Origin of the sequence: Mycolicibacterium gadium, from assembly GCF_010728925.1 — a bacterium.
Taxonomy (GTDB): domain Bacteria; phylum Actinomycetota; class Actinomycetes; order Mycobacteriales; family Mycobacteriaceae; genus Mycobacterium; species Mycobacterium gadium.
In genome coordinates, this window is the sequence record NZ_AP022608.1 from 4,382,413 (window position 1) to 4,404,816 (window position 22,404).

Genomic DNA, 22,404 nt, shown 5'->3' on the forward strand with positions numbered 1-22,404 from the left:
TGGTCATGCTGATTGCTCCGAAGCGACGCGGGCACCTCGATTCCTGATCGGTGATAGAACCGCCACGCACGCGCGACAACGAGCGGCGCCGGCGCGGACTCCGGATTCCGCGTCTCGGGCGTCGCGATCCCGCTCCCTCGGCCGGACAGCGAAGTAGGCGGGAGGGCGGCGTCGACGATCTGCACACCCGCAAGGTGCTCGACCTGACCGTTCGGCTTGCCGAGGTGATGCTGTCATCGGGCTCGGGCACCGCGGACGTCGTCGTCACCGCGCAGGATGTGGCGGCGGCGTACCAGCTTCATGACTGTGTGATCGACGTTTTCGTCACCACCATCTTCGCGTCAGCGTTGACCACGGAGAACAGCCCGCCCGTCACCATCGTGCGGTCGGCGCACGCCCGGTCGACCGATTACTCGCGACTGGCGGAGCTGGACAGGCTGGTCCGACGGATCACCTCCGGTGGCGTCTCGGTCGACCAGGCCCACGAGGCGATGGACGAATTGACCCGGCGCCCGCACCGATACCCGAGGTGGGTGGCGACCGCAGGATGGGCGGGCTTCGCTCTCGGTATCGCGATGCTCTTCGGTGGCACATGGCTGACCTGCCTGCTGGCCGCGGTCACATCCGCGGTCATCGATCGGGTGGGCAGGGTGCTGCACCGTGTGGGCACCCCGCTGTTCTTCCAGCAGGCGGCCGGAGCTTTCATCGCCACCCTTGTCGCCGTGGCGGCCTACCAGTACGCCGACCAGGGGCCGACCGCACTGGTGGCCACTGGAATCGTCATGCTGCTCGCCGGGCTGACCCTGGTCGGTTCGGTCCAAGACGCCCTCACCGGGTACATGCTGACCGCTGTGGCCCGGCTGGGTGACGTGGTGTTCATGACGGCGGGCATCGTGGTCGGCATTCTCGCCGGTCTTCAGGTCGCCGCGCTTGCCGATGTCACGATCACGCTCCAAGTCGACGCGACCGAGGCCTTCATCATTCCGCGCGGACCAGGGTCGATAGCGCTGGCCGTGTCCGGCGCAGCGCTGGCCGGCGCATGCCTGACCGTCGTCAGCTACGCACGGTTGCGTTCCGTGGCGACCGCCGGCGTGGTCGCCGGCCTCGCCGAGCTGGCACTGATCGGTCTTGCGAGCGGGGGCGTCGGCCAGGTGGTCGCAACGGGTATCGCCGCGGCCGGGGTTGGCCTACTCGCGACGCTGTCTTCAATTCGGCGGCAGGCGCCAGCTCTGGTCACCGCGACCGCCGGAATCACCCCGATGCTCCCAGGTCTCGCAGTGTTCAGAGCCGTGTTCTATTTCGTCGTCGATAAGGACTACGGCCAGGGGATTGCTCAAGCGGCGGCCGCGGCCGCCACGGCGCTGGCGATCGGGGCCGGCGTGGTGATGGGCGAACTGCTGGGCTCTCCGTTGCGCTATCGGGCGGGGCGGCTGGGCAACCTGTTGAGGGTGCGCGGGGCACCCGGTCTACGGCGTGCGGTGGGGCAGGTGGTCCGGCTGCAGCCGGCCCCGGTCCAGGCATCGGCCGGAGCGGTTACTGAACGAACATGGAGCGTCGCGCTCGAACCGACACCCGCCGACGACGCGGCGCAGGCCGGTGAAGCGCCTGAGCTCGAAACGCAGGAACGGTAGGACGCCGCCAACCGGGTCGCGACGTCTGCTGGGGCAATGACCCGGATAAACCATGAAGCTTTTGGGTACGGGTGAGCGTCAGCCAAACTTCTCAAGGAGGAATGCGTGAGCTCTGGTGAAGCTCAATCGCCCACTGCCGAGCAAGAAACATCACCCTCCGTGACCCGAAAGGCGATCGCGGCCTCCGCTATCGGTAATGCCACCGAGTGGTTCGACTACGGCATCTACGCGTACGGGGTCACCTATATCTCGGCCGCGATTTTCCCCGGTGACACCGGTCAGGCCACCTTGCTGGCGTTGATGACTTTCGCTGTCTCGTTCCTGGTTCGACCGCTCGGCGGATTCGTCTGGGGCCCGCTGGGAGATCGACTCGGCCGCAAGCAGGTGCTGGCCATTACGATCCTGCTGATGGCCGGTGCGACCTTCTGCGTCGGGTTGGTTCCGACCTACGCCGCAATCGGTCTGTGGGCACCGTTCCTGCTGGTACTCCTGCGAATGATCCAGGGCTTCTCCACCGGCGGTGAGTACGGCGGCGCAGCGACGTTCATGGCGGAATACGCTCCGAGCCGCCGACGCGGAATGTTGGGCAGCTTCCTGGAATTCGGCACGCTGGCCGGGTTCTCATGTGGCGCCCTGCTGATGTTGGGATGCTCGCTCGCCCTCGGCGACGACCAGATGCAGGCCTGGGGTTGGCGATTGCCATTCCTGGTGGCGGCACCGCTCGGCTTGATCGGTGTCTACTTGCGGTCACGACTGGAGGACACGCCGGTATTCCGGGAACTCGAGCAAGAGGGGAAGACGGAAGGGCAGACCACAACGCAGTTTCGTGATCTGATCGTCGGATACTGGCGGCCCATTCTGCAGTTGGGCGGCATGGTCGTCGCCCTCAACGTGGTGAATTACACCCTGCTCACCTACATGCCGACCTATCTGGAGACACAAATCGGGCTGTCGTCCGACCAGTCGCTGCTGGTACCGATCATCGGCATGCTCTCGATGATGGTCTTTGTCCCGTTTGTCGGATTGCTGTCCGACCGAGTGGGACGAAAGCCGGTGTGGTGGGCTTCGTTGATCGGACTCTTCGTCGCCGGCATCCCGATGTTCCTTCTCATGGGCACAAATCTGGCGGGCGCCATCATCGGATTCGCAGTACTGGGGTTGCTCTACGTGCCGCAGTTGGCCACGATCTCGGCGACCTTCCCGGCGATGTTCCCCACCCATGTGCGCTATGCCGGTTTCGCCATCGCCTACAACGTGTCGACCTCGATCTTCGGCGGTACCGCTCCCGCTGTGAACGAATGGTTGACCAACGCGACCGGCGACGCGCTGTTCCCGGCGTACTACATGATGGCGGCGTGCGTGATCGGCGCTCTTGCCCTGTCCAGGATCCCCGAGACGACGCGTTGTCCGCTCAACGGCACCGAGACCCCCGGCACCGAAGATGCACCCCCTCCGGTCGCCTTCGAAAAGACACCCGCCTGATCAGCGGCCCCGCCACTGTGGTCTGATCAGCGGCCCCGCCACTGTGGCGCACGCTTCTGCTGCCACGCCCGAATGCCCTCGGCGACATCCTCGGTCGCGGCGGCGACCTTGCGCATCGTCTCGCCGAAGCGGACCGACTCGATCCACCCCATGTTCGCGGTGCGCCACGCCACCTCCTTGGTCGCGCGCTGCGCCAGCGGCGCGGCCCTCGTCAGGGTCTGCGCCCAGGCACGTGCCTGCGCCTGCAACTCTTCGGGCTCGACCAGCTTCCACACCAGGCCGACCTCTTTGGCACGTTCGGCCGACATCGGCGCACCGGTCAACAACAGCTCCATGGCATCGGCCCAGCGCAGCCGCTCGGGCAGGCGGATCGCACCGACGATGGTAGGCGTCCCCAGCGTCACCTCGGGGAAAGAGAAGGTGGCTGTCGTGGAGGCGATAACGAAGTCGCAGAACAGAATTCCGGTCACCCCGTAACCGACGCACGGACCGTTCACGGCCGCGATGGTCGGCTTGAACAGTTCCATCCCGCTCTCGAACGAGTTGATCGTCGGCTTCTCCCAGAACGTGCCGCCGAAGGTGCCCACCGATCCCTCGCCGTCCTTGAGGTCACCGCCGGCGCAGAACACGTTGCCGTTGGCGGTGAGGATGCCCACCCACGCGTCCTCGTCATCGCGGAACCGGTCCCAGGCGGCGTTCAGGTGTTGGCGCAGCGCGCCGTTGATGGCGTTGCGTGCCTCCGGGCGGTTGAGCGTGATCGTGGCGATGTGATCGTCCAACTCGTAGGTGACGAGGCTCATGGCTGCACGATATCCACGCGACATACGGTCAGAGAGTGAACTTCGAGGAGTACCGGACGTATGACGCCACCGGGCTGGCGAAACTGGTCGCCGACAAGCAGGTGTCCGCGGCCGAACTGCTGACGCTGGCGCGGGAGCGGGCCGTCGCAGTGAACCCGCGGATCAACGCGATCGTGCGCGACGTGCCCGCTGCGCCGACCGCGGATCTCACCGGACCGTTCGCCGGCGTCCCGTTTCTGATCAAGGACCTCGGGCAGGACTACGCCGGTCTGCCGACCTCGGCTGGTTCCCGCGCGCTGATGTCGCTGCCCGCCGCCGAGCACGCCACCGTCGTCCAACGCTGGATCGACGCCGGCCTGGTCATCTTCGGTAAGACCAACACCCCCGAGTTCGGCGCGAAGGGGATCACCGAGCCGATCGCGTGGGGGCCCACCAACAATCCGTGGGATCTGCAGCGCTCGCCGGGTGGCTCGTCGGGCGGGGCGGCGGCCGCGGTGTCGGCGGGCATCGTCCCGTGTGCCGGTGCGAGCGACGGCGGCGGATCGATTCGGATCCCGGCCGCATGCTGCGGGCTCGTCGGATTGAAGCCGGGCCGAGGGCTGACGCCCGCGGGTCCGGCGACGGGCGAGGCCATGCACGGCGCCGCGGTGCAGGGCGTCGTCTCGCGCACCGTGCGCGACACCGCCGCAATGCTCGACGTGATCGTCGGCGGCGAACCGGGCGGACCATTCGTGCCCGGATTGCCGGAATCGCCCCTTGCGTCGAACGTCGGCGCGGAGCCTCCGAGGCTGCGCATCGGTGTGCGGGTGCCCTGCGCCATCACGCCGGCACCGCATCCCGAGGCCTACGCGGCCGTCGAGGCCACCGTCGCCGCGCTGACCGCGCTGGGCCACCACGTCGAGGAGCTGCCGAAGGCACCGTTCGACGACGCCGCGCTCGCCAGGGAGTTCCTGCTCGCGTGGTTCGTCAACACCGCATGGGAACTCGCCGAGGCCAAACGCGTGACAGGTGCGGGCGACGAGTCGTTCGAGCGCGACACCCTGGTCCTGGCGGCGATCGGCCGTGCGACCAGCAGCGTGGACTATCTCGACGCGGTCCAGAAGCGCCACGAACACACCCGACGCCTGAGCACCTTCTTCGAGTCATACGACCTCTTGATGACGCCCTCGCTGGCGACCCCGCCCCCGAAGACCGGCGAATTCGACCTCCCGGTTGTGCTGCAGAGGGGTGCCGACCTGCTGCTCAAGACGCGCACCGCGAGCATGCTGCGGTTCACCAACATCGTCGACGACATGGTGGACAAGAATCTGGGCTGGGTGCCGTACACGCAGCTGGCGAATATCACCGGGCGACCCGCGATCTCGCTGCCGCTGCACTGGACCGCGGCCGGTCTGCCGCTGGGTGTTCAGTTCGTCGCCCCGCTGGCGGGTGAGGCGCTGCTCATCCGGTTGGCGAGCCAACTCGAGCAGGCGCTGCCGTGGGCGCAGCGCATCGCGCCGGTTTAGTGGCCTGCGCCACGCCGGGTTTCAGCGACGTCGCGCCTGGAAACGGAATCACCATGCATCTGCTTCCGCTTGTGCTGCTCAGCGCCGCGGCGTTGACGGCGTGCTCGGCCTTCGCCAACCAAGCCGCGACCGAGTCCTCGACGGCCGGCTTGACGCCGAGCACGGTGGCCGCACCTCGCACCGAGGCGACCGGTACGCCGACGCCGATCCCGTCGACGGATCGGATACCGCCCATCGGCGATGTCTCGCTGGAGATCGACGACCGCGGCGACGTCGGCCAGATCATCGTCGACGGCTCGGGCCGCACTGTCTACGTATTCACCGCTGACGGACCGAACGACCCGACGTGCTACGACGTGTGTGCCGACACCTGGCTGCCCATCTTGGCCAAGGGCGACCCGACGGGCGGTATCGGCATCGACGTCGCCGCGGCTTCGACCACGCCGCGTCGTGACGGCACCAATCAGGTGACGTACAAGGGCCAGCCGCTGTACCGCTATGCAGGGGACAAGGATGACCGCGATGCCGGCGGGCAGGGACTGGACCTGTTCGGCGGCGAATGGCATGTGCTGACCAAGGACGGGAAGCGGTTGGCGTAGGTCAGTACGTGTAGCGGCGGACCCGTTCCGGGTGGATCACGAACCGAACTTGATCCTCGGCCAGGATCTCAGCGAGGTCCTTCGCCCGCACGGGGTCGTCGAGATCCCAGTAGCGTTCGGCCAGCCGGGCGGCCAGCTCGTGTCCTCCGTCGGTTTCCACGGTGGCGCGGCCGGCGACAGACACCCATCGCTCGCGTTCACCAACGGGCGCGGCAACGACGATCGAGGCGCGTGGGTCGTCACGCACCCGCCGCACCTTCAAAGTGTCTGGCCCCGTGAACAATTGGATTGTTCCCTCGGCGGTGACCTCGAACCACACCGGTCGGGGCTGCGGCGGAACCGGGCCCTTGGCGACGGACAGAAAGCCGTGCAGCGGACGCCGCAGAAACTCGAGGTCCTCGGCGCTCAGCGACGCGTCAGCACTCATTCCTGCGTGGACTCGTCGTCCTCGTCAGCCTCCGTCGGCAGCGCCACCGCGCCCGGGGTGGCGGGCGTGGTGAGGACTTCGTCGGTTTCGTTCTCAGGCTCCGGAGATGTCATGAGGGACCCTTACCCGCGATCCGACCGGTGAAAACGGCTGCGGCATGATGCGCAGGTGACATACAGCCCGCCGACCCTGGCCGACGTGGTGGCCACCCTTGAAGTCGAACGGGTCGATGAACACCACTTCCTCGCGACACAGCTCGACAATCCGGCTCACCACATCGTCGGTGGACACATAGCGGGTCAGGCGCTCATGGCGGCGAGCCTTACCGCTCCCGGCCGAACCCCGCACAGCGTGCACGTCTACTACATCCGGGCCGGCGACGCGCGTGCGCCCGTCGACATCCACGTCGATGTGGCGCGTGACGGCGGCGCGCTGTCGACCCGCCAGATCACGGCCCGTCAGAACGGACAGATCCTGCTGGAAGCGCTCGCGTCGTTCAGCGAGCCCATCGAGTCAGTCGACTATCACCAGCCGATGCCCGGCGTCGTCGACCCTGAATCGCTGCCACCCATCCAGGAGCAGCTGGCGGACTACGCCGACGAGCTGGGCGGCCATTGGGTCCGGCCGCAACCGTTCGATCTGCGCTACGTCGACGCCCCACCACGGCTGGCGATCGAGTTGCCCGAGCTGCCACCGCGTATGCGAATGTGGTGGCGGCCCAACGGTTCTGTGTCCGCCGATCCGGTGCTGGGCAGCTGTCTGTTGACGTACCTGTCGGGTACCACGATGGTCGAGGTGGCGCTTACCCGGCGGCGCCAGACACCACTGAGTGCCTTCAACGCGCTCATCGACCATGCGCTGTGGTTTCACCGGCCGGTCGACCTGTCGGATTGGGTGCTGTCCGACCAGTTTTCGCCGAGCGGTGTCGCGGGCCGTGGACTATCGACGTCGACGATGTACAACCGCTCAGGGCAACTGGTCTGCATCGCGACCCAGGAGCTGTACTTCGGCAGGACATGACCCGCGATCAGCAAGCACGTAGGCTAGTACGGTGTCTGACCCGATCGAACCCTGATGCTGGCCAACCTGCTCGCGGTGTTCAACGAACGCGACGAGAAAGCGCGGCGGCCCGCGATCGAGCGCACCTACGCACCCGACGTCCGATGGACCGACGCCGAGGGAGTGTCCACCGGACATGACGCCCTGGAAGCGAAATGCGTTGCGCTACAGAACCAATTGGGAGACCAACAGTTCGCGGCGGCCGGTCCGGTGCACGTGCTGCCCGACTTCGGATACCTGGCCTGGAACCTCGTCGACCCGACCACTGGACAAACCGGCATGTCCGGCTTCGATGCCGCCGTGATCAAGGACGGCAGGATCGCCGAGCTCTACACGGTGCTGATTCCGCCGTCCTAGCAAGCATGAGTTGGCGGTGGCTGGGTACACCTACCGGGACTTGTCTCGATACGGAAGGTACCTATGACCGCGTCACCACCGCGGCTTGACCAGCGCGATCTCGCCGACGCCGAACGCGTCGTCGCGGCGGTGTCCTCGGCCTTCTCGGCCAAGGTGGTCGGCCAGCACGACCTGCGGGAGTCGTTGCTGATCACCCTGCTGGCCGGCGGGCACCTGTTGATCGAGAGCGTGCCCGGCCTGGCCAAGACCACGGCCGCCCGCGTCATCGCCGAGTCGATCCAGGCTGGGTTCCGGCGCATCCAGTGCACGCCCGACCTATTGCCCAGCGACATCATCGGCACCCAGATCTACGAGGCGGCCACCAACTCCTTCGCCACCCAACTGGGGCCCGTGCACGCCAACATCGTCCTGCTCGACGAGATCAACCGATCCAGCGCAAAGACCCAGAGCGCGATGCTCGAGGCGATGGAAGAACGCCAGACCACCATCGCCGGTGTGGAATACCCGATCCCCGAACCGTTTCTGGTGATCGCCACCCAGAACCCGGTCGAGCAGGAAGGCACCTATCCGCTCTCGGAGGCGCAGACCGACCGATTCATGTTGAAGGAACTCGTCCGGTATCCCTCCGTCGACGACGAGGTCGAGGTCGTGTTGCGGATGGACGCCGGCCTGTACGAGAAGAACTACCGAACGCCTCCGGTCGTCGGGATCGACGACATCCGGCGGGTGCAGGCCCTCGTGGGTACCGTGTACATGGACCGCGAACTGATCGCCTACGCCAGCCGGCTCGTGAGCGTGACGCGGGAGCCGGAGCAGTATCTGCCGGCGAACATCGCCCGGTTGATCGAATACGGAGCGAGCCCGAGAGCGACGATCGCGTTCTGCCGTACCGCCCGCGCCCTCGCCGTGGTCCGCGGCCGCAACCACGTCGTGCCCGATGACGTCGCCGCGCTGGCACACCGCGTCCTGCGCCACCGCCTGATCCTCGGTTTCGAGGCGGCCAGCCTGCAGATCACACCCGACGTAGTGGTCGACGCGGTGCTGGCAGCGGTGCGGGTGCCGTGAGGTCATGGGCAAGTATCTCGACCGCGCCAAACAGTTCTTCGGGCGCGATACGACCGGACTCTTGGACGGCGGGCGGTACGCTCTGGTACACACCCGCAGCCTCGAATTCGACGACCTACGACCCTATGTGCCGGGCGACGACGTCCGCGATATCGATTGGAAGGCCACCGCACGGTCGGGCCACGTCCTGATCAAACGCTTCGTCTCCGAGAAGCACCACAAGATTCTCGTCGTCGCCGACGCCGGCCGGAACAGCGCCGCCCAGGCGCCATCCGGCGAGCGCAAGCGTGACATCGCAGCCCATATCATCGGTGCCATCGGGCTGATCACGCTGCGCCGATCCGACGAGATCGGCATGGTGTTCGGCGACGTCCGTGGATGCGTGGACATCCGACTACGGCGCGGCGAGACACACATCGAGAGCATGCTGCACCGGTTCCATGACCATACCAGGTCCGGGCCAGCGCCCAGCAACGTTGTGACACAGCTGAATTGGGTGGCCAAGCATTATCGGCACCCGTTGTTGATCTTCGTCGTATCCGACGAGCCGGAGATCAGCGACGGTCTCGGTGAAACACTGACCCGACTGACAGCGCGCCATGACGTGCTCTGGGCCATGGTCGCTGACATGGCGGCGGTGGGTTCCGTCGACGACGAGGACGACGGCTACGACGTTGCCGGCGGTCGGGTCGTCATGGGCGGCGCGGCGCTCGGACCGGAAGTCGTCGAGGCGTACCGCAAAGCCGAATTCAGCCGACGAGAACACCTTTCGGGTTTCCTGACGATGCACGGCGTGCCCCACGCGAGGTTTACCGGCAGTACCCGTATCAGGGCCGGACTGACGGCGATGACCGGAGCGTTCGCCCGTGTCAGATGAGCTGGTCCGGTTCGTCATCGGCCCCACGCCGTACTCGTCGTGGTGGTTGTGGCTGGCTTTCCTTTTGTCGTTGGTCCTGATCGGCTGGTACGCAGCGGTGTTCGTGTTCACGATGCCGGGGCGCCGGTTGCGCAGCCTGCCCGTCATCGGAACGGCGCGCAGTGAGTTGGTCAAACGGCGGTCCGCCCACGCCGTCCGCGCCATCGTCGACCGCTATCGCGGGGGTGAACTGGCGTCGGGCCCCGCCGCTGCGGCGGTCAGCCGCGAGCTGCGGGCGTTTCTGCACGCGGCCACCGGCGTGCGTGCTGAATACATGCAAATCGACGCCATCGCCGCCGGCGAGTTAGCGGTAGCGGCACCGGTTTTGGCGGACCTGACCGACGCTCAGTTCAACGCCGATTCAAGCGTCGACGTCGCATCTGTGAGTGACTCCGCCGAGGAGTTGATCCGCACATGGAGCTGACGTGGTGGGTCGTGGCGATCACCGGATGCCTCGGATTGGCGAGCTGCATCGCGGCGGTGCTGCTGCAGCCGATGCGTGCCGAGCGGCGACGGCTACGTCTGCTGGCGAACGTCGACCGGCTGACCAGCCTGCCGGAGTACCGACGCGCAGCGCGGCTGCGCACGCTGTCGGCCGTCGTCGCCATCACGCTGCTGACGGTGATCTTCGGAGCGGCGGCGGTCGCCGCCGCCCGCCCGATTGGATTGCCCTCGGCCGCAAGGCAATCCCAGGAAGCCCAGCCCGAGGACATCATGCTGTGCATGGGCGGTCCGCCAAGCGCGCCCGAGGTCCGGGCAACGCTGCGACACTTCGCGACCGAAGTCGGGAACTTCAGTACGCAGCGTATCGGGTTGACCACCGCCGACCGGCGAATCGTGCCGATGACGCGCGACTATCAGTACGCAACAGGGCGATTCAATACCTACGCCGGTGGGTCGGACGATGCCGATACGTGGGCACCCGCCCTGGACTACGTGAACTACGCCGGCGGTGTCGAGGACGTGTTGGCGATGTGTCTGACGGGCTTTCCGTCGGTTGACCAGTCGAATGCACCGCGGCGTTCGCTCATCTACGTCGGACCCGGATCCCTACGCACCCCCGGCGACCCCCGCCCCGCGCTGTTCACCCCCGACGGGGTCCGCGATCTGGCGCAGAAGGCCGACGTGCAGGTCAACCTTCTGTTCACCGAGACGGACAACGGAGCGCTGGATGCACTCGCCCGCGAGAGCGGCGGCCGCTCGTTCCCGGTGAACTCGGATACGAATGCCGACCTGGCCGAGATCAGGGATCACCCACCGCCGTCGACTGAGTCCCAGAATGCAGCCGTCAGCGCCGTCGAAACACCCGACATACCAGTGGTATTGGCGCTGACGGCGCTCACCGCATTGGTGCTGTGGCCGCTGGTGGTGCGACGATGACGCTGCATCCGGTCCTGCCGACACTGCTCTTGGTCGCCATGGCGGTGCTGCTGATCGTCGCGCAGATTCTCGCGTTGCGACGGTGGCGAGCCTCCGGGCGCAACCGGACGGCGCTATGGCGGTGGCTCCTCATCAGCGCCGCGGCTGTGCTTCTCGTCTTGTCAGCGAGTCGTGTGGTGATCCTCGCCGACGACGAGAGCACGACGCGCAGCGCGGGCGACCTGGAGCCGAACGTGTTCCTTGTCGTCGACCGATCACCGGACATGGCGGTTCGTGACCTCGACGGCCGCACCCGAATGGACGTCGCGCGCGACGACCTCGAGGTCTTGGTCGACCGCTATCCGCGTGCACGCTTCGCGGTCATCGGGTTCGCGTCCGCTCCGTCGCTGGACTGGCCGCTGTCGGCTGATACCTGGAGCCTGCGGCCGGTCCTGGACACCTTGGTCCCGTATGCGTCCGGGCCGGACACCGCCACGCAGACCAACGCCGGGGCGGCGGGCACCGTGTTGCGGTACCAGTTGATCAGCGCGGTTCAGCAATATCCGCGGGCCAAGACGCTCGTCTTCTATCTGGGCACGGGCGCGCCTGAGTCAGAGCTTCCGCCAAGGGAATTCGCGCCTCCTGCGGGATCGGTCGACGGTGGCGCTGTGCTCGGCTACGGCACTTCCGCCGACGAGGCCACGCTACGGGGCGTCGCCGATCAACTCGGCGTCCCCTACGTCGCGCGGCCCGACGCCGCACCTCTGTCCGCGGAGCTGCCGGACGGCGCAGCGGACGCGCCGACCACCGCCGTCGCCTCAGTCGAATCAGGCACCGAGACGTACTGGTTGCCGGCCGTCGGCGCCGCGGTCCTCATCCTGATCGAGCTCTACCTCGTGCTGCGTGACCTCCGGCGTAACCGAGTCGTCAGCGTGGAGGTGGCCACGTGAGCTGGTGGGGAAGCGGCTCCGCGCGGCTGCGGCTGCGGCGGCGATTGCTGGTGTTCTCCGCGCCCATCGCGCTGCTTCTCGTCGTGGTGATCGTCAAGTCGGTTTCGGTGGTGATCGCGGGGGAGTCGGCCGTCTCGGCGTTCGCCGAGCGGGACAATGCAGGGTTACGCCGCGCGGTCGACTCGCTGACGGTCCTCAATGTCATCGAACCGGCCAAAGCGTATTTCGCGGCGGGCAGTCTCGCGGTGCTCGACAACAGGCTGGAGGAGGCGGACCGCCAGTTCAGCGAAAGTCTGTCGCGCACGGAGGTCGGTGAATCGTGTTCGGTGCGGGTCAATCTCGAACTCGTCCGCGAGACGCTGGGCGACCGGGCGGCTGCCGTGCTCGACGGCCGAACCGCGGCCGCATACTTCATCGGTGCGCGCACCCTGGTTCAGGAAGCTCCGCAGGGGTGCTTCGCGGGCAACACCGATCCGGATCCGCAACGGCAGGCGTTACGCGACGAGGCACTGCCCCGTCTGAATCAGAAGATCGGCGCCGCGCAGGCCGCGCCACCACCGCCCCCGCAGCCGAACGTCCCTATTGCGCCGCCGCCACCGGCGCAAGCAGGAGGGACTTCCACCGATACCGACGCGCAATTACGCCTCGAACCCGGCACACCGATGGAGCAACTGCAGCAGATACTGCGTGACGCCGCGGAGCGCGACGGGACGTGATCGGTTAGCCGCCGCCGGTGACGATGTTCGACGACAGCGTGAGCATCTGGCCGTTCTTGCAGACGCCCCAGCGGCCGCCCCAGCCGGACGTCCACACCACGGGCTCGCCGAGCCAGACCTGGGTCGGCTTCGGCGGGGCGTGGGGTGGCGGTACCTCGCCCTGAGGAATGGAGCACGGAGGCGGCTGGGCAATCGCGAGCCCGGCACCGAAGCCGAGGCTCGCCGCAGCGAGCCCGCCTGCGAAGGAAATCGCGGCGACAGTGGTCTTGATCGAAGGCATCTGCATCACTCCAGCGTCGCGACTCATCCGGCTAATTAGTAGACGTAACCACCTTACGTGATGGCTAAACACGCGGGCAGCACTGTGACACCCGGACCGCGAAATGTAACGTTCGAGTATGACTCGAATCTCGGTGATCACAGGCGGTGCGGGCGGGATGGGGCTGGCCACGGCGAAGATCGTCGGGCGCGACCACACCTTGGTGCTCTGCGACGTCAGGCAGGAACGTCTGGACGCCGCCGCCGAGACGCTGAAGGGTCTCGGAATCACCGCTACCGCCGTCAACTGCGACGTCACCGACCGGTCGGCGGTCACCCGGCTGTTCGAAACGGCAACCAGCCTCGGGACCCTCGCCTCCGTCATCCACACGGCGGGAGTCAGCCCCAGCATGGGCGACGCCGACTACGTCATGCGGACCAACGCGGTGGGCACGGTCAACGTCGACGAGGTCTTCTACGAGACGGCGCCCGCGGGCGCGGCGATCGTCAACGTCGCATCGATGGCGGCCCACATCCTGCCCGATGAGCTCATTCCGGCCGCGGAGTTTCCGAAAGCCCTGACCGACGAAGCAGCCTTCATGGCGGCGGTACTGCCTGCCTGCGACATCGCCGGCGACGAGGCGCGATCAGGCATCGCCTACGCCATCAGCAAGAGCTTCGTCCGGTGGTATAGCGCATCGCAGTGCGAGCGGTTCAACGGCAAAGGTCTGCGCATCGTCTCGGTCTCTCCGGGGTCCGTCGACACCGAGATGGGCAGGCTCGAGGAGCAGGCAGGCGCCGGAGCGATGGTCGCCGACGCCGCGGTCCCGCGCTGGGGCAAGGCCGAGGAGATGGCCGACCTGCTGGCGTTCTGCGTCAGCGACAAAGCCGGCTATCTCACCGGCACCGACATCCTCAACGACGGCGGTGTGGTCGCCTCGATGAAGGAACGTGCCAGGGTCGCCGCCCAAAACGGTTGAGCCGCAACGGCGTCAGCCGCGGTAGTGGGCGACCTTCTCGGCGAACTCGTCGAGTATCCGCAGCGACTCCTCGCGCGGTTTGGTGGGCAGCAGCAGTCCGACCTGTCCGAACCCGAGCTCTTCCACTGCGCGCCAGTAGTCGGGATCGGCTGGTGTACCAAACTGAGACAACGGCACATCGTGGCGGGCGCCGTCGCGCAGTTGTCCGACGCGCTTGGCCAGGTGCTCCACCGGGAGCGGGTTGGAGATCCAGCCCGCTTCATGCCGGATCACGCGTTTGACGGTCGCATCGGAATCGCCACCGATGTAAATCGGCGGATGCGGTTTCCGGACCGGCTTGGGGCGCAGATAGGACGAATCGAAGTCGACGTACTTGCCGTGATACTCGGCGGGCTCGTCGGTCCACAGAGTCGTGATCGCCTCGATCCGTTCGTCGAGTAGCGCGCCGCGCGTCTTCGGGTCCGTGCCGTGGTGACGCAGCTCCTCGATGTTCCAGCCCGCGCCGACCCCGAACACGAACCGGCCGCCGGAGATCAGGTCGATGCTCGCGGCTTCCTTCGCGGTGATGATCGGATCCCGCTGAATGAGCAGAGCAATCCCGGTGACGAGCTCGATTCTGGAGGTCACGGCCGCAGCGGCGGCCAACGTGACGAACGGGTCCAGCGTCCGGTAGTAGATCGACGGGAGCTCGCCGCCCATCGGATACGCCGACTCCCGGCTCGCGGGAATATGCGTGTGCTCGGCGATGACGAGCGAGTCGAAACCGCGCTCCTCGATGGCCTGCGCGAGCGATACCGGGTCGATGCCGTCGTCGGTGACGAATGTGGCGATCCCGAATTTCATGAAGCACTCCCGTCGTCTTGATGCTCAAGGCCGCAACTACGCCGAGTATTCCCTCGCCGGCAGCCGGGCGAGCGTTTTGTTCAAGACCGGGCAGCAGCCGACCGTCGACGCTGTGCACATGAGCGAACAGACCTTCACACCGGCCGCCGGGCGCTTGGCCCCGACGCGGTTCTACGACCCCGTCGTCGCACTGACACGTGAAAGACTGTGGCGGTCACTGGCCGCGATGTACGTTGCACCGCGGCCCGGCGACGTCATCGCCGACGTAGGTTGCGGCACTGGGTCGTTGGCCGTGCTCCTCGGTCGGGTGGAACCGCGCGTACAGATCATCGGGCTGGACCCCGACCGCGAAGTGCTTGCCCTGGCACGCGGTAAGGCCGAAGCGGCCGGGGTCACGGTGGATTGGCGCGTGAGCATGGGTGACGCGCTGGTGGACGCGGTGGGCGCGAGCTCGGTGGATACGGTGGTATCCAGCTTGGTGCTCCACCAATGCCCGCTCCGGATGAAGCGAGCCATACTCGCCGCAATCCATGACGTGTTGAAGCCCGGCGGGAAAGTGGTGATCGCCGACTTCGGGCTGCAGCGTACGACGCTTATGCGTACGGCATTCCGCATCGTTGCGCTGGCCGACGGGAAAGAGGACACCCAGCCTAACGCCGACGGCGTGGTGCCGAAGCTGTTGTCCGAGTACGGATTCAAAGACGTCCGCGAGGCAGAGGTCGTACCGACGGTGAGCGGTTCGATCTCCGTCTACGTCGCAGGCAAGGCCTGACTTCGCACAATCGGCAGCAGGCCTGCGGGCGTGAGTCCCATCATCTCGCGCATCTGGCGGGTGAGATGGGCCTGATCCGCGAAGCCCGCCTCGGTCGCCGCGTCCGCCAATGACCGACCCTGTTGCAGCGCCTCGGCGGCACGTCGTAGCCGCGTCCACACCCGCCAGCGGGCCAACGGCATTCCCAACTGCTGTCGCGCGAGCGCGCGTAGACGCTGGGGCGAGAGGCCGATCTGCGTCGCCAGATCGGGGAGCGCAATGTGGCTGCCCGCCAGGGCATTCAGTGCGCGGACCAGTCGCGGATCCAGGTCGTCGGAGCGGCGATTACCCGCCGGCCGGACGTCGTCCTCGCTCAGGTTCCGTAGTTCGGGTGCCGCGCAGATGCCGTTGCCGTAGCGCTCGCGCAGCCCGTCGGCGAACGCGCAGTGTGGTTCGACGAAGTAGGTGAGTACGTCCGCTGTCGCGAGCAGGCAGTGCCGCTGCATGGGCGATACCGCGAGCGCCGAGGCCCGGTGGGTGACGTCGGCACCGTCCACGACGCCGACGTCGTCGCCCATCCCGATCATGATCTGGAACGCGGCATGACGATGCAGGGTTCCTGCGGTTGTCGGGCCTCGGTACACCGCGTAACCCTCGCCGATAGCGAAGCGAGGAATCACGCTGACGCCCAGCGTCTTACCAGACGCGAACCCAGTCGACGAGCATCTCCGCGGGGTAGCTGCCGCCGCTGGGATCCCCGCCGCCGGACCCGGCGACGGCGAGACCCAAGATCGGGAACAGCGTGTATCCGGGCGTATTGAACTGGTAATTGGGCAAGCTGTCGGGCGTGACGGTGAAGTACGGTGCCGCACCAGGGGTGTGGTCCAGCCAGAAGCTGAAGCCCGATTCCGTCCATTGTGTGCGCCATCGGTGCCACGCGCTGTCCGGTGCGATGGTGTGGCTGACGTGTTCGCCGCCGTTGAGGTTGGCGTGGACGGTGGTTCCAGGAGCCCAGCTGCCGTTGCCGTACCACTCGATGATGTCGACCTCGCCGCCGTTCTGCGGACTGTTGTTGGCCAGATACCAGGCCGGCCAGCACCCGGGGGTCAGGCAGTCGAACTTGACCCGAGCCTCCCAGGTGGTGTTGATGGGCCCGCGGTACCTGCCGAACAGTTTGCCGCTGTAGTAGGTGTCGCCGTCCTTGGCGGCGCGGAGGACGAGGTTGGAGTTGCCGTCGACAAAGAGGTTGCGTCGGTCGTCGCGGTACTGGCCGACGTTCTCAGGCAACTCCCAGAAGGTGGGGTCCTCCATGGTCTCGCGTTCGTACGCGGGCTCCCATTTCGAGAAGTCGGGGGCCGAACCGGCCTCTCCGTCGAAGTTGTCCTCGAAGAGGTACTTGGCGGCTGGCGGATCAGCGTGTGCGGCGGGCACGGACACGGTGGCGGCAAGCGCGCCGATGCCGGCGATCTGCATGACGCGACGACGATTCAGTTCAGGAACCACAGGAATAGGTAAGCGCTTATGCCGCCGAAGCGCAAACCCCTTCCGACCTCGACGGCCGTCGGGCCGGCGTCCCCGGCATGAGTACGGCGTCCATCCAAACCGGCCCGACACGCGCCCCCACCAGCACTCGAAGGGCAGTTCCCAACACCATAAAGGGGTCGTCGGTCGGTTCGCCGACCGTCGCGGCCAAGGCAGCACCGATGTTCAGCATGACGGTGATGTCGACGTGCTCGTTCGGGCGCCAGCGACCTACATGTCGGAGGCGACGTGGGTCCACCTGCTGGGCGTGATCTTCCTCATGCTCTTACGGCCGCTGGGCGGACTGCTCAGCGACCGCGTTCCTCATCCTGGCCGTCGGCTACATCATCATCACCGGCTACACGTCGGTGAACGCGATCGCGAGGGCGGAGCTGCTCCCCGCCGAAATCCGCGCGCTGGGTGATCATCGGTGTGAGCTTGCTGGTCTACATCTTCGGGCTGAAGAACAAGAGCGAGACGGTGCTGGATCGCGAGCGACATTGTCGCTGATATGTTGCGGCCCAAGACTTGTCGGACCCTTCTGCTTTGATGGGGTCATGTCCACGACCACGACACCTGATGCGGCGGTGGTGCGTCCGAAAGACCGGCTGGAGGTGTTGTTCGGCGAGCTGGGTGAGTTGATGGGTCAGCGCAACGCCATCGACGGGCGCATCGTGGACATCGTCGCGGAGATGGAGCACGACAGGCTGTGGGGTATGACCGGCTGTCGCTCGCTCTCAGCGTTGGTGGCGTGGAAGACCGGCAGCTCGACGAGAAATGCCGAGAAGATCACCGCTATCGCGCACCGTGCCAAGGAGTTTTCGCTGTGCATGGCAGGCCTGCGAGAAGGTCGGTTGTCGCTGGACCAGGTCGGCATCATCGCCGAGAAGGCCGGTGAGGGATCGGATGCGCACTACGTGAGCCTGGCCGAATCCGCCACGGTCAGCCAGCTCAACACCGCGCTCAAACAAGAACCACCCCTGCCACCAGAACCCGACCCCTGGCGCGACACCGAACCCGAACCCCAACCTGAACCGGAACATCCGCCGGTGATCACCAAAACCCACAGCGATGACCACTACACCTACTGGAAAATAGGCCTGTCCCAGCTGGATGCCGCCACCTTCGACGCCGCCCTACAGTCACATCTGGACGCGGCGATCGCGCAATGGCGACGCGACCACGACAACGACGACCTGCCCGCCGAACACCGGCCACCGTTTCCCACCCACGGCCAGGCGTTCATGAGCCTGGTCCACTCCGGCCTCGACGCCGAGGCCGCCCGCCGCCCACACGGCCAGCACACGACGATCGTGGCCCACCTCGACGTCAAAGACCAGATCGCCCAGCTGCATCTGGGTCCGCTGCTCTCCGAGGGCGATCGCCAATACCTGAGCTGTGACGCGACCTGTGAGGTGTGGTTCGAACGCGACGGCCAACCCATCGGCGCCGGGCGCACCACCCGCACCATCAGCCGCCGGCTACGCCGAGCCCTGGAATACCGCCACCGGACCTGCGCAGTGCCGGGCTGCCACGCCACCCGTGGCCTGCACGCCCATCACATCATCCACTGGGAAGACGGCGGACCCACCGACCTGGACAACCTCGTACTGCTGTGTCCCTACCATCACCGGGCCCATCACCGCGGCGCCATCACCATCACCGGACCCGCCCCCAACATCACCGTCACCGACAGCACCGGACAGAGACTGAGCTCCGGATCCCTTGCCCGGCCGCCGAATCGGCCCCCACCCGACGTCCCGCCCTACCGCGGACCCACCGGCGAACGCGCCCAATGGAAGTGGTACACACCCTTCCAACCCACACCACCCACCGACGACTAATCCATCCGCCCCGCGTCGATCACGCGAAGAACGGCGGCGCCCTCCTCGTCGGATGCCTCCAGGTCGGCCTCCGCTGAAAAGCCCCAGTCGTGGTCGCCTGCAGGGTCGTCGAGGATCTGCCGCACCCGCCACACGCCGGGCTCACGATCGATGATCAACAGTGCGGGGCCGCGCGCGTCAGCTCCCGTGAAGACCTCGTCGTGCTCGGCGAAGTACTCATCGCCCACGTCCTGCCAGCGGTCCGACGTCCATCCCGAGCCGGAGTCCAACTCGCCGAGCTCAGCCCACCGTCGGCGCGCGAACAACTCGACCCGGCGGAACAGCGCATTGCGCACCATCGCGGTGAACGCCCGCTCGTTCCCCGTCAACGGGCGCGGCCGGGCCGGCACCGCGACCGGCGCCTCCAACGGCTGGTCGGGGTTGGTGAGCTCCTCCCATTCGTCCAGCAGGCTCGAATCGACTTGGCGTACAAGCTCACCGAGCCACTCGACAATGTCGGTGAGCTCCTCGGTCCGCGCCGAAGCAGGCACACCGGACCGCAGCGCCTTGAACGCATCCGACAGGTAGCGCAACACCGCGCCCTCCGCGCGGGTCAGTCCGTACACGCTGACGTACTCACGGAATGTGAACGCCCGCTCCCACATCTCGCGCACGACGGATTTCGGCGACAGCTGACCATCGGCGGCCCACGGGTTGGTCCGCAGATACACCTCGAAGGTGTACGCCAGCAGTTCCTCCAGCGGACGCGGATAGGTGACGTCGTCGAGCAGTTCCATCCGCTCGTCGTACTCGATACCCTCGGCCTTCATCGCCGCGATGGCCTCACCCCGCGCCTTCTTCAACTGGGCGGCCATGATCTGACGCGGGTCCTCCAGCGTCGCCTCGATGACCGAGACGACATCCAGTGCATATGTTTCCGACTCTGCATCAAGCACCTCGACCGCCGCCAGCGCGAACGTCGACAACGGCTGGTTCAACGCGAAGTCCGGAGGTAGATCCACCGTCAGCCGGTAACGACGCCCATCGGGCTCGGGTTCAGGAAGCCGCTCCACGACACCCGCCTGCAGTAGCGACCGGGCGATACCCACCGCCTCGCGGATGTGCCGCAGCTGACGCTTGCGTGGCTCGTGATTCTCGGTGAGCAGCCTGCGCATCGCGGCGAATGGGTCACCTGGGCGGTCGACGACATCGAGGATCATCGCCGTCGATACCCGCATGTTGCTGGTAAGCGGTTCGGGGGTGGCGTCCACCAGCTTCGTCATCGTCGTCTCGCTCCAGGGCACCATGCCCTCGGGCGCTTTGCGCCGCACCAGCTTTCGCCGCTTCTTCGGATCCTCAGCCACCTTCGCGAACTGCTTGAGGTTCTCCACCTCGTGGTCTGGTGCCTGGACGACGACGGTGCCGGCGGTGTCGTAGCCCGCCCGTCCGGCCCGCCCCGCGATCTGATGAAACTCGCGGGCGTTGAGCAACCGGGTGCGGGTGCCGTCGTACTTCGACAGCGCAGAGAACAGGACGGTCCGGATCGGGACGTTGATGCCGACGCCGAGAGTGTCTGTGCCGCAGATGACCTTGAGCAAGCCGGCCTGTGCCAGCTGCTCGACAAGGCGTCGGTACTTGGGCAGCATCCCGGCGTGGTGTACGCCGATTCCGTGCCTGACCAACCGCGACAACGTGGTCCCGAACGCGGACGAGAACCGAAAGCCGCCGATCAATTCGGCGATCGCCTTCTTCTCCTCCTTGGTGCACACGTTGACGCTCATCAGCGCCTGCGCGCGCTCCAGCGCCGACGCCTGGGTGAAGTGCACCACGTAGATCGGCGCCTGCTTCGTCTGCAGTAGGTCGCCGATCGTCTCGTGCATCGGCGTGGTGGCGTAGTAGTGGTGCAGCGGGACCGGCCGAACCGCGTTGGCCACCAGCGCAGTCGGCCTGCCGGTGCGCCGGGTCAGATCCTCGCGCAGGAACGTGACATCGCCGAGTGTGGCTGACATCAGCAGGAATTGGGCCTTCGGCAACTCCAGCAGCGGAACCTGCCAGGCCCAACCTCGGTCGGGATCGCCGTAGAAGTGGAATTCGTCCATCACCACCAAGCCGATGTCGGCAGAAGCGCCTTCGCGCAAGGAAATGTTGGCCAGCACTTCCGCGGTGCAGGTGATGATCGGTGCGCCCGCGTTGACGGCGGCATCGCCGGTGAGCATGCCGACGTTCTCCGCACCGAACACGTCGCACAGCGCGAAGAACTTCTCGCTCACCAACGCTTTGATCGGCGCGGTGTAGTAGCTGCGCCGCGTCGCCGCCAGCGCCGCGTACAGCGCGCCCGTCGCCACCAATGACTTGCCCGAACCGGTCGGCGTTGCGAGCACGACGTTCGCGCCGCTGACCAATTCGATCAGCGCTTCCTCCTGTGCGGGGTAGAGCACGGTGCCCTGCGCCTCGGCCCACGCCGCGAACGTGGTGAACAGCTCGTCGGGGTCGTCGAGGCGCGGGGCAATCAGGATCATCTCGAGGACCAGCCTGCCCTACGGCTGTCGCTTCAGCCGAATTCGAGCAGCGTGTATGCGCCGCGGTGTTGTCTTGTCGGCTTCCACTGCCAGAAGGCCGGGAACAACTTCTCGAACACGAAGCCTCGACCCTTGGGCATCGGCAGGTCGTGGACGGCTCGGATACCGGGCACCGTATCGGCCAGATCCGCCAGCTGATCGGGGGACAGGCTGAACGGCATCGGTGGGACGCGATAGCGTCGCGACGAGCGCATACCCTTCGGCGCCAAGCGCTTCACCATGACCGGCGGGAGGTCGAAGATCATCTGACCGCCGGGAAAGCGCCGGGCACACTCGGTGATCAGGGACATCGCCTCAGCCGGTTGCAGATACATCAGCAGGCCCTCCGCGGTGATGAAGACACCGTCGCTCGAGTCCACGGTGTCCATCCAGGTGTAGTCCAGCGCGGACTGCGCGAGGGCGGTGATGCGCTCAGACGCCGGCAGCAGCCGCCGACGAAGGTCGATGATCGGCTGCAAATCGACTGTGATCCAACGGAATCCGTAATCGGGTAAGGCAGCGGTGAGGCGCCAGAAGCTGGTTTGCAGGCCTTCGGCGAGCGCGACCACAGTGGCGTTCGGATGCCGAAAAAGGTAGCGCGTCGCGGCTCGATCGAACGCGAGCGACCGCAGGGCCATCTCCTGACCCTTGCGGCGGCCGAACTTGTCGAAGTCGAAGTCGATCGCATCGACGAGCCGGATCGCCATCGGGTCGTCGATGATGGCGTCCGGGTGGCGGGCTTGAAATGCCCTGCCGTTCAGCGTGAGCAGTGCCGTCTCCGAGACCCCGGTGAGCATGCTGGCG

At 66.6% G+C, this 22,404-nt stretch carries 23 protein-coding genes and 1 pseudogene; 16 read left to right on the forward strand and 8 right to left on the reverse strand.

Features of this window, described 5'->3' with window-relative positions; all coding sequences use genetic code 11:
• The first annotated feature begins 53 nt into the window (after positions 1 to 53).
• Together G6N36_RS21640 and G6N36_RS21645 are read left to right on the forward strand one after the other, a co-directional pair.
• Positions 54 to 1,631, forward strand: coding sequence for a threonine/serine exporter family protein (locus tag G6N36_RS21640; protein ID WP_163690808.1), 1,578 nt, complete (start codon positions 54 to 56; stop codon positions 1,629 to 1,631).
• 105 nt (positions 1,632 to 1,736) lie between these two features.
• Positions 1,737 to 3,113 (forward strand): MFS transporter, encoded by a 1,377-nt coding sequence (locus G6N36_RS21645; protein WP_163688884.1) that lies wholly within the window; start codon positions 1,737 to 1,739, stop codon positions 3,111 to 3,113.
• Positions 3,114 to 3,139: 26 nt separating this feature from the next.
• Here G6N36_RS21645 and G6N36_RS21650 read toward each other — a convergent pair whose 3' ends face one another.
• A complete protein-coding gene (locus G6N36_RS21650; RefSeq protein WP_163688885.1) occupies positions 3,140 to 3,913 on the reverse strand; it encodes an enoyl-CoA hydratase/isomerase family protein in 774 nt (257 codons plus the stop codon).
• A 35-nt stretch (positions 3,914 to 3,948) separates the two neighbouring features.
• Between G6N36_RS21650 and G6N36_RS21655 the strand changes: the two genes are divergently transcribed.
• Both G6N36_RS21655 and G6N36_RS21660 read left to right on the forward strand, forming a co-directional pair.
• On the forward strand, positions 3,949 to 5,418 hold the full coding sequence (locus G6N36_RS21655) for an amidase (protein WP_163688886.1): 1,470 nt from the start codon (positions 3,949 to 3,951) through the stop codon (positions 5,416 to 5,418).
• A 53-nt stretch (positions 5,419 to 5,471) separates the two neighbouring features.
• A complete protein-coding gene (locus G6N36_RS21660; RefSeq protein WP_163688887.1) occupies positions 5,472 to 6,017 on the forward strand; it encodes a COG4315 family predicted lipoprotein in 546 nt (181 codons plus the stop codon).
• 1 nt (position 6,018) lies between these two features.
• On the opposite strand, the gene G6N36_RS21665 is transcribed toward G6N36_RS21660, so the two are convergent.
• Positions 6,019 to 6,444, reverse strand: a complete 426-nt coding sequence (locus G6N36_RS21665; protein WP_163688888.1) for a pyridoxamine 5'-phosphate oxidase family protein — start codon at positions 6,442 to 6,444, stop codon at positions 6,019 to 6,021.
• Between the two features lie 168 nt (positions 6,445 to 6,612).
• Between G6N36_RS21665 and G6N36_RS21670 the strand changes: the two genes are divergently transcribed.
• The 8 genes from G6N36_RS21670 (at position 6,613) to G6N36_RS21705 (ending at position 12,866) form a co-directional block, all read left to right on the forward strand.
• The gene (locus G6N36_RS21670) at positions 6,613 to 7,464 is read left to right on the forward strand and encodes an acyl-CoA thioesterase (RefSeq protein ID WP_163688889.1); all 852 of its coding nucleotides are present in this window, start codon (positions 6,613 to 6,615) and stop codon (positions 7,462 to 7,464) included.
• Between the two features lie 54 nt (positions 7,465 to 7,518).
• Positions 7,519 to 7,860, forward strand: coding sequence for a nuclear transport factor 2 family protein (locus G6N36_RS21675; protein ID WP_163688890.1), 342 nt, complete (start codon positions 7,519 to 7,521; stop codon positions 7,858 to 7,860).
• 63 nt (positions 7,861 to 7,923) lie between these two features.
• Complete coding sequence (locus tag G6N36_RS21680; RefSeq protein WP_163688891.1) at positions 7,924 to 8,925, forward strand: AAA family ATPase; 1,002 nt, start codon at positions 7,924 to 7,926, stop codon at positions 8,923 to 8,925.
• 4 nt (positions 8,926 to 8,929) lie between these two features.
• The gene (locus tag G6N36_RS21685) at positions 8,930 to 9,802 is read left to right on the forward strand and encodes a DUF58 domain-containing protein (RefSeq protein WP_163688892.1); all 873 of its coding nucleotides are present in this window, start codon (positions 8,930 to 8,932) and stop codon (positions 9,800 to 9,802) included.
• Positions 9,792 to 10,265, forward strand: coding sequence for a hypothetical protein (locus tag G6N36_RS21690; protein WP_163688893.1), 474 nt, complete (start codon positions 9,792 to 9,794; stop codon positions 10,263 to 10,265). Before G6N36_RS21685 ends, G6N36_RS21690 begins: the two co-directional genes overlap by 11 nt.
• Positions 10,256 to 11,221 carry a hypothetical protein gene (locus tag G6N36_RS21695; protein WP_163688894.1) on the forward strand — a complete coding sequence of 322 codons (966 nt, stop codon included), beginning with the start codon at positions 10,256 to 10,258 and terminating at the stop codon, positions 11,219 to 11,221. The genes G6N36_RS21690 and G6N36_RS21695 overlap by 10 nt, the downstream gene beginning before the upstream one ends.
• Positions 11,218 to 12,150 carry a vWA domain-containing protein gene (locus tag G6N36_RS21700; protein ID WP_163688895.1) on the forward strand — a complete coding sequence of 311 codons (933 nt, stop codon included), beginning with the start codon at positions 11,218 to 11,220 and terminating at the stop codon, positions 12,148 to 12,150. Before G6N36_RS21695 ends, G6N36_RS21700 begins: the two co-directional genes overlap by 4 nt.
• A complete protein-coding gene (locus G6N36_RS21705) occupies positions 12,147 to 12,866 on the forward strand; it encodes a hypothetical protein (RefSeq protein ID WP_235690134.1) in 720 nt (239 codons plus the stop codon). The genes G6N36_RS21700 and G6N36_RS21705 overlap by 4 nt, the downstream gene beginning before the upstream one ends.
• A 4-nt stretch (positions 12,867 to 12,870) precedes the next feature.
• On the opposite strand, the gene G6N36_RS21710 is transcribed toward G6N36_RS21705, so the two are convergent.
• Entirely contained in the window at positions 12,871 to 13,146 is a 276-nt protein-coding gene (locus tag G6N36_RS21710) for a hypothetical protein (protein WP_163690810.1), read from the reverse strand.
• A 118-nt stretch (positions 13,147 to 13,264) separates the two neighbouring features.
• On the opposite strand from G6N36_RS21710, the gene G6N36_RS21715 reads away from it, so the two are divergent.
• On the forward strand, positions 13,265 to 14,104 hold the full coding sequence (locus G6N36_RS21715) for an SDR family oxidoreductase (RefSeq protein WP_163688896.1): 840 nt from the start codon (positions 13,265 to 13,267) through the stop codon (positions 14,102 to 14,104).
• A 12-nt stretch (positions 14,105 to 14,116) separates the two neighbouring features.
• On the opposite strand, the gene G6N36_RS21720 is transcribed toward G6N36_RS21715, so the two are convergent.
• Positions 14,117 to 14,947 carry an LLM class F420-dependent oxidoreductase gene (locus G6N36_RS21720; RefSeq protein ID WP_163688897.1) on the reverse strand — a complete coding sequence of 277 codons (831 nt, stop codon included), beginning with the start codon at positions 14,945 to 14,947 and terminating at the stop codon, positions 14,117 to 14,119.
• On the opposite strand from G6N36_RS21720, the gene G6N36_RS21725 reads away from it, so the two are divergent.
• Positions 14,946 to 15,719 carry a class I SAM-dependent methyltransferase gene (locus tag G6N36_RS21725; RefSeq protein ID WP_235690135.1) on the forward strand — a complete coding sequence of 258 codons (774 nt, stop codon included), beginning with the start codon at positions 14,946 to 14,948 and terminating at the stop codon, positions 15,717 to 15,719. The two genes, G6N36_RS21720 and G6N36_RS21725, sit on opposite strands and share 2 nt — an antisense overlap.
• On the opposite strand, the gene G6N36_RS21730 is transcribed toward G6N36_RS21725, so the two are convergent.
• Together G6N36_RS21730 and G6N36_RS21735 are read right to left on the reverse strand one after the other, a co-directional pair.
• Complete coding sequence (locus tag G6N36_RS21730) at positions 15,698 to 16,378, reverse strand: helix-turn-helix domain-containing protein (RefSeq protein WP_163688898.1); 681 nt, start codon at positions 16,376 to 16,378, stop codon at positions 15,698 to 15,700. The genes G6N36_RS21725 and G6N36_RS21730 overlap by 22 nt on opposite strands.
• 16 nt (positions 16,379 to 16,394) lie before the next feature.
• Positions 16,395 to 17,171 (reverse strand): glycoside hydrolase family 16 protein, encoded by a 777-nt coding sequence (locus tag G6N36_RS21735; RefSeq protein WP_163690812.1) that lies wholly within the window; start codon positions 17,169 to 17,171, stop codon positions 16,395 to 16,397.
• Between the two features lie 292 nt (positions 17,172 to 17,463).
• On the opposite strand from G6N36_RS21735, the pseudogene G6N36_RS29950 reads away from it, so the two are divergent.
• Positions 17,464 to 17,729, forward strand: a pseudogene (locus tag G6N36_RS29950) (MFS transporter); the annotation flags it as partial.
• Positions 17,730 to 17,776: 47 nt separating this feature from the next.
• Positions 17,777 to 19,063: an HNH endonuclease signature motif containing protein gene (locus tag G6N36_RS21745; protein ID WP_163688899.1), complete on the forward strand. Its 1,287-nt coding sequence runs from the start codon at positions 17,777 to 17,779 to the stop codon at positions 19,061 to 19,063.
• On the opposite strand, the gene G6N36_RS21750 is transcribed toward G6N36_RS21745, so the two are convergent.
• Positions 19,060 to 21,561 (reverse strand): DEAD/DEAH box helicase, encoded by a 2,502-nt coding sequence (locus tag G6N36_RS21750; RefSeq protein WP_163688900.1) that lies wholly within the window; start codon positions 21,559 to 21,561, stop codon positions 19,060 to 19,062. The two genes, G6N36_RS21745 and G6N36_RS21750, sit on opposite strands and share 4 nt — an antisense overlap.
• Positions 21,562 to 21,593: 32 nt before the next feature.
• Positions 21,594 to 22,397 carry a class I SAM-dependent methyltransferase gene (locus tag G6N36_RS21755; RefSeq protein WP_163690813.1) on the reverse strand — a complete coding sequence of 268 codons (804 nt, stop codon included), beginning with the start codon at positions 22,395 to 22,397 and terminating at the stop codon, positions 21,594 to 21,596.
• Positions 22,398 to 22,404: the final 7 nt, after the last annotated feature.

What these genes read in the sequence shown, in the direction of transcription:
- G6N36_RS21710 (WP_163690810.1), bottom strand. Translation starts at nt 13,146, where the DNA reads ATGCCTTCGATCAAGACCACTGTCGCCGCGATTTCCTTCGCAGGCGGG.
- G6N36_RS21700 (WP_163688895.1), top strand. Translation starts at nt 11,218, where the DNA reads ATGACGCTGCATCCGGTCCTGCCGACACTGCTCTTGGTCGCCATGGCG.
- G6N36_RS21675 (WP_163688890.1), top strand. Translation starts at nt 7,519, where the DNA reads ATGCTGGCCAACCTGCTCGCGGTGTTCAACGAACGCGACGAGAAAGCG.
- G6N36_RS21745 (WP_163688899.1), top strand. Translation starts at nt 17,777, where the DNA reads ATGTCCACGACCACGACACCTGATGCGGCGGTGGTGCGTCCGAAAGAC.
- G6N36_RS21685 (WP_163688892.1), top strand. Translation starts at nt 8,930, where the DNA reads ATGGGCAAGTATCTCGACCGCGCCAAACAGTTCTTCGGGCGCGATACG.
- G6N36_RS21680 (WP_163688891.1), top strand. Translation starts at nt 7,924, where the DNA reads ATGACCGCGTCACCACCGCGGCTTGACCAGCGCGATCTCGCCGACGCC.
- G6N36_RS21695 (WP_163688894.1), top strand. Translation starts at nt 10,256, where the DNA reads ATGGAGCTGACGTGGTGGGTCGTGGCGATCACCGGATGCCTCGGATTG.
- G6N36_RS21735 (WP_163690812.1), bottom strand. Translation starts at nt 17,171, where the DNA reads ATGCAGATCGCCGGCATCGGCGCGCTTGCCGCCACCGTGTCCGTGCCC.
- G6N36_RS21715 (WP_163688896.1), top strand. Translation starts at nt 13,265, where the DNA reads ATGACTCGAATCTCGGTGATCACAGGCGGTGCGGGCGGGATGGGGCTG.
- G6N36_RS21660 (WP_163688887.1), top strand. Translation starts at nt 5,472, where the DNA reads ATGCATCTGCTTCCGCTTGTGCTGCTCAGCGCCGCGGCGTTGACGGCG.
- G6N36_RS21725 (WP_235690135.1), top strand. Translation starts at nt 14,946, where the DNA reads ATGAAGCACTCCCGTCGTCTTGATGCTCAAGGCCGCAACTACGCCGAG.
- G6N36_RS21665 (WP_163688888.1), bottom strand. Translation starts at nt 6,444, where the DNA reads ATGAGTGCTGACGCGTCGCTGAGCGCCGAGGACCTCGAGTTTCTGCGG.
- G6N36_RS21650 (WP_163688885.1), bottom strand. Translation starts at nt 3,913, where the DNA reads ATGAGCCTCGTCACCTACGAGTTGGACGATCACATCGCCACGATCACG.
- G6N36_RS21750 (WP_163688900.1), bottom strand. Translation starts at nt 21,561, where the DNA reads ATGATCCTGATTGCCCCGCGCCTCGACGACCCCGACGAGCTGTTCACC.
- G6N36_RS21755 (WP_163690813.1), bottom strand. Translation starts at nt 22,397, where the DNA reads ATGCTCACCGGGGTCTCGGAGACGGCACTGCTCACGCTGAACGGCAGG.
- G6N36_RS21720 (WP_163688897.1), bottom strand. Translation starts at nt 14,947, where the DNA reads ATGAAATTCGGGATCGCCACATTCGTCACCGACGACGGCATCGACCCG.